Origin of the sequence: Microbacterium sp. HMWF026, from assembly GCF_003061325.1 — a bacterium.
GTDB lineage: Bacteria > Actinomycetota > Actinomycetes > Actinomycetales > Microbacteriaceae > Microbacterium > Microbacterium testaceum_E.
The window spans coordinates 1-3,965 of sequence record NZ_QAJB01000280.1 but is presented as its reverse complement, the minus strand read 5'-3'; the positions used below and the strand labels follow the sequence as shown (position 1 = coordinate 3,965).

Genomic DNA, 3,965 nt, shown 5'->3' with positions numbered 1-3,965 from the left:
CCGGGGTCGTACGCCGTGCGCATCGCCTCGAGCAGCACGACGCCCCGCGCGCGGGCGCGGGCGACCGCGGCATCCCAATCGTCGCCCGAAAGCACGGCGGGCTTCTCGACGAGCACCGGGATGCCGGCATCCACCGCCTCGTCGATCTGCGCGCGGTGCACGGAGTTGGGGCTGGCGAGATACACCGCGTCGACGTCGGCGGCGGCGAGCAGGGCGGTCAGGCCGACCGCGGCGCCCGGTGCGCCGATCTCGTCGGCGAAAGCACGGGCGCGGGCGAGGTCGCGCGAGGCGACACGCGTGATCTCGACCCCGTCGACGGCGGCGACCGCCTCGGCCAGGCGCGCGGAGATGGAGCTGGTGCCGACGATGCCGATACGGATCATGCCTCTATCTTGGCGACCCTTCTCACCAGGCGACTCGCGCTCACGGGTTCGGGAGTGCGTTTCGCGGCCCGGATAGGATCGCGGCACTCGCCACCCGAACCCGAGGCAGCATGACGACCACCCGAGCCCAGCGCCGTCGGCGCGCCTCCCAGCGCGTCCGCGCGCGCCGCACCCTGGTCGCGGCGCTGGCCGTGGCCCTCATTGCCGGAGCCGTGACGGCGTTCGCACTGACCCGCCCCGAGGCGCCGACGCCCGACGTCGACGTCGCGGCGCCCGCCACACCGAGCGCGACGCCGACACCCACGCCCACGCCCCTGACTCCGGCGCAGAAGCTGTTGGCCGGCTCGACCGACCCGCACGCGTGCGCGGTGTCGTTCGCGGGCGACGGCATCGCCCTCGACCCCCTGCTCGAGTCCGAGGGCTCCCGCTACCAGTCGCTGCCGATCCCGCACGCCGCGGGGCGCGTCTTCGCCGGGTGGTACGACACCGCCGCCGACGCCGGCGCCTTGACCACCGCCGCCCGGCTCAACGGCGCCGATCTCGTCTCGTGCACCGCGCGCGAGCGCGTGCTGCACGCGGGGTGGACGACCCCCGAGCGCAACGCGGCCGAGGATGCCGGCATCCCGATCCTCATGTACCACCAGTTCACGCAGAAGCCCGAGGGTGAGGACAACTGGCTGCGCGGCAATTACGTGTACGTGCCGGACTTCGATGCGCAGATGGCGCACATCCAGCAGGGGGCCTTCTACCTGCCGACCTGGGACGAGATCAGTGCCTTCATCGACGGCGCCCTCTTCCTCCCCAAGCATTCGGTCGTCATCACCGATGACGATGCCGACTCCACCTGGCTGCAGTGGGCCGCCCCGATCGTGGCGCAGCGTCAGCTGCTGACGACGTCCTTCGTCATCACCTCGGCCCGCACCGAGCCGACCCCGAATCCCTTCGTGCTGCAGCGATCGCACACCCACGACATGCACCGCGCGGGCCCGAACGGCAAGGGCCGGATGGTCAACGACGACGCCGCCACGATCGCCGCCGACCTCGAGCATTCGGCGCAGATCCTGGGGGCGAAAGAGGTCGTCGCCTACCCGTTCGGACACTACGACGAAAGGACGAAAGAGGGCGTTCGTCAGGCGGGATTCGAACTAGGACGTACCATTGAACCCGGATACGTGCGCATCGGCACCGACAAACTGGCGCTGCCCGTCATCCGCATCAACTACGGCACGACCGTCGACGAGCTCGCAGCGAAGATCGGGTGATTCGCCCCCGTCCTTCCGCGGATCGCAGATCGGTTCCCACCGGGCGCTGGGGTGAACACCCGCTAGCTCCCAGGTAACTGCTCCACAATCCCAATTCGAGCACGCGTCGGCCGGTCTACGCTGTGTATTTCTGGCTATCGACGAAAACGCGAGCATTTCATGGACCTTTCCGTCATCGTTCCGACCTTCAACGAAGGTCCGAACGTCGCCGAACTCGTCCGTCGGACGTCCGACGCGCTGACCGGTCGCGCGGTCGAGGTCATCTTCGTCGACGACTCCACCGACGACACCCCTGACGTCATCCGCGCCGTCGCCGCCTCCGCCGACATCCCCGTGCGCCTGATCCACCGCGACAACCCGGTCGGGGGTCTGGGCGGCGCCGTCGTCGAGGGGATCCGCGCGGCCGAGAGCAACCGCTGCGTCGTCATGGACGGCGACCTGCAGCACCCGCCCGAGGTCATCGCCGATCTGCTCGCCCGCGCCGAAGAGGGCGACGCCGACGTGGTCGTGGCATCCCGCTACATCGCCGGCGGCACCTCGGACGGCCTGGCCAATGCGGTGCGCACCGCCGTGTCGCGCGCGTCGACGCTGCTGACCAAGGCGATGTTCCCCAAGAAGCTGCACAACTGCTCCGACCCGATGACCGGGTTCTTCCTGGTGCACCGCGACTCCCTCGAGGTCGAGACGCTGCGTCCGCGCGGCTTCAAGATCCTGCTCGAGATCCTCGCCCGCAAGCAGATGCGCGTCGCCGAGGTGCCCTTCTCGTTCGCCCCCCGCTTCGCCGGCGAGTCCAAGGCCTCGTTCAGCCAGGGCATGCGCTTCCTCACGCAGCTGACCATGCTGCGCTTCGGCCGCATGTCCGCGTTCGCCCTCGTCGGCGGTCTCGGCGCCGTGGCCAACCTGCTCATCATGGGCGGGCTGCAGCTGCTCGGCGTGCAGTACCTGGTCGCCGCGGTCATCGCGAGCATCGTCACGATCGTGGCGAACTTCCTCGCGCTCGAGTACCTGGTCTTCGCCGACATGCGCGAAGAGTCCGGGCTCATGCGCCACCGGTTCATCAAATCGTTCACCTTCAACGGCATCGAGGCGATCGTGCGCATCCCCGTGATCTGGGTGCTCGTGAGCCAGGCGCACATGCCCAGCGTGATCGCCGCGGCTCTCACCCTCATCGCCGCGTTCGTGGTGCGCTTCGTGTTCCACGCGCTCGTGGTCTACGCCCCCAAGAAGAGCCGCGTCGGCCGCGCCGTCCGCGCCGTCGAGCCCCTCGAGGACGAAGTCACCGCCTGAGCCCGGGGCCCCGGCATCCAGCGCCCGTCCGGACGGGGCGGCGTAGGCTGGGACCATGTCCTCCGACGCAACGATCCGCATGTTCGGCGCCGACTGGTGCCGCGATTGCATCCGCACCAAGAAGCAGCTCGACGAGCTCGGCATCGACTACGAATACGTCGACCTCGTCGCCGACCCGGCCGCGGCCGACGTCGCGAAAGAGATCTCGGGTCGCACGAGCATCCCTGTCGTCGTCTACCCCGACTCGAGCCACCACGTCGAGCCCTCCAACGCCGACGTCGAGGCCAAGCTCCGCGAGCTCTCGCTGATCTGATCGGGTCCCCGTGACCCTCGCCGCCGCGTGGCCCGTCCGGCGGTCCCTCACCGCCGAGGCCGGCACAGCCCTGCCTCCGTTCGTCGACCATCACGTGCACCTGCACCTGATCGACGCGTCGTCGTTCGCGCGGCGCGGGATCGCCGCGGTGGTCGACCTCGGCGGTGATCCCGTTGACCTCGCGCGGCGGGGCGACGGCATCCCTCGTGTGCGATACGCGGGCGCCTTTCTGACCGTGCCCGGCGGGTATCCGCAGGGTCGGTCGTGGGCGCCCGCGTCCATCGTGTGCGAGGTGACCGACGCTTCGTCGCACCCGGGAGTACCCGGAGGGGCGCGCACGGCGGTGGACGCCCAAGCGGATGCCGGGGCCGCGGTCATCAAGGTCGCCCTGCACGCCGACGCGGGACCCGTGCCCGACGACCCGACCCTCGCGGCCATCGTCGCCGCCGCCCGCGCCCGCGGGCTCGCCGCGGTCGCGCACGCGCAGGGCCCCGGTCAGGTGGAACGCGCGATCGACGCCGGGGTCGACGTGCTCGCGCACACCCCCGCGGACGCCCCGCTGTCACGGCGCGCGCTCGCTCGCGCCGTGGCCGCGGGCCAGGCGTGGATCTCGACGCTCGACATCCACCGCGGCGCCGCTCGCGAGCGCGCCATCGCCAACCTGCGGGCCTTCGCGGCGCGCGGGGGGCGCGTGCTCTACGGCACCGACCTCGGCAACGG

Annotated in this window: 5 protein-coding genes; 4 read left to right on the top strand and 1 reads right to left on the bottom strand. The window is 70.9% G+C overall.

Going from position 1 to position 3,965, the window contains the following annotated elements; translation table 11 throughout:
- A partial coding sequence (locus DBR36_RS10800) for a Gfo/Idh/MocA family oxidoreductase (RefSeq protein ID WP_181373564.1) occupies positions 1–383 on the bottom strand: 383 nt, incomplete at its 3' end.
- 110 nt (positions 384–493) lie between these two features.
- On the opposite strand from DBR36_RS10800, the gene DBR36_RS10795 reads away from it, so the two are divergent.
- From DBR36_RS10795 to DBR36_RS10780, 4 genes are all read left to right on the top strand, one after another.
- Positions 494–1,645: a polysaccharide deacetylase family protein gene (locus DBR36_RS10795; RefSeq protein WP_108319263.1), complete on the top strand. Its 1,152-nt coding sequence runs from the start codon at positions 494–496 to the stop codon at positions 1,643–1,645.
- A 159-nt stretch (positions 1,646–1,804) separates the two neighbouring features.
- Positions 1,805–2,932 (top strand): glycosyltransferase family 2 protein, encoded by a 1,128-nt coding sequence (locus DBR36_RS10790; RefSeq protein WP_108319261.1) that lies wholly within the window; start codon positions 1,805–1,807, stop codon positions 2,930–2,932.
- Between the two features lie 55 nt (positions 2,933–2,987).
- Positions 2,988–3,245 (top strand): glutaredoxin domain-containing protein, encoded by a 258-nt coding sequence (locus DBR36_RS10785; protein ID WP_108319259.1) that lies wholly within the window; start codon positions 2,988–2,990, stop codon positions 3,243–3,245.
- 10 nt (positions 3,246–3,255) lie between these two features.
- Positions 3,256–3,965, top strand: a 710-nt coding sequence (locus tag DBR36_RS10780; protein ID WP_108319257.1) for a hypothetical protein, incomplete at its 3' end; no start/stop codon positions are given.